This is a genomic window from Micromonospora sicca (assembly GCF_003172935.1).
Taxonomy (GTDB): domain Bacteria; phylum Actinomycetota; class Actinomycetes; order Mycobacteriales; family Micromonosporaceae; genus Micromonospora; species Micromonospora sicca.
Genome location: NZ_QGKS01000013.1, coordinates 1 through 670 on the forward strand (window position 1 = coordinate 1; position 670 = coordinate 670).

Sequence of the window (670 nt, forward strand, 5' to 3'; positions counted from 1 at the left end):
TCCGGGCTGGACACCAGCACCGACATCGTACTGGCCCAGGTCACCGTGAGCGCGAAGAGCAACGAGATCCCCGCGTTCGCACCGCTGCTCGACGCGGTCGAGCAAGTGTTGGGCAGCCTGACCGGTCTGCCGTTCATCGCCGACGCCCTGCACACCCAGACCGCCCACGCCGAGGAGATCGCCGCCCGCGGCGCCCACCTGATGATCCCGACGAAAGGCAACCAACCCACCCTGTTCAAGCAGCTCAAGACCCTGCCCTGGCCGGAGATCCCGATCGGGGACCGCCGCCGCGACACCGGACACGGCCGCCGCGAGACCCGCACCGTCAAAGCCATCACCGTGGCTACTCCGGGCGGCATCAGGTTCCCCCACGCCGAGCAGGCCGTCCGGATCACCCGCACCCGCACCACCAGCGGGAAGACCAGCCGCGAAACCGCCTACTACACGGTGTCTCTACCCGCCGAGCAGGCCCAACCCGCCGACCTGCAGCACTGGGCCCGCCTCGAATGGCACATCGAAAACCGCGTACATCACGTCCGGGACGTCACTTTCCGTGAAGATCTCCACCAAGCCCGGACCGGCACCGGACCCGCCGTCCTCGCGACCCTGCGTAACACCTCGATCGGCTACCACCCACCAACGGCGAGGCCAACATCGCCCGCGCCACCCG

The 670-nt window shown here is 68.8% G+C and carries 1 protein-coding gene; it reads left to right on the plus strand.

Translation table 11 applies throughout. The features are described 5' to 3' along the window. Window positions 1-670: ISAs1 family transposase (locus DKT69_RS00075; RefSeq protein WP_236647218.1), on the plus strand; the 670-nt coding region annotated here is incomplete at both ends.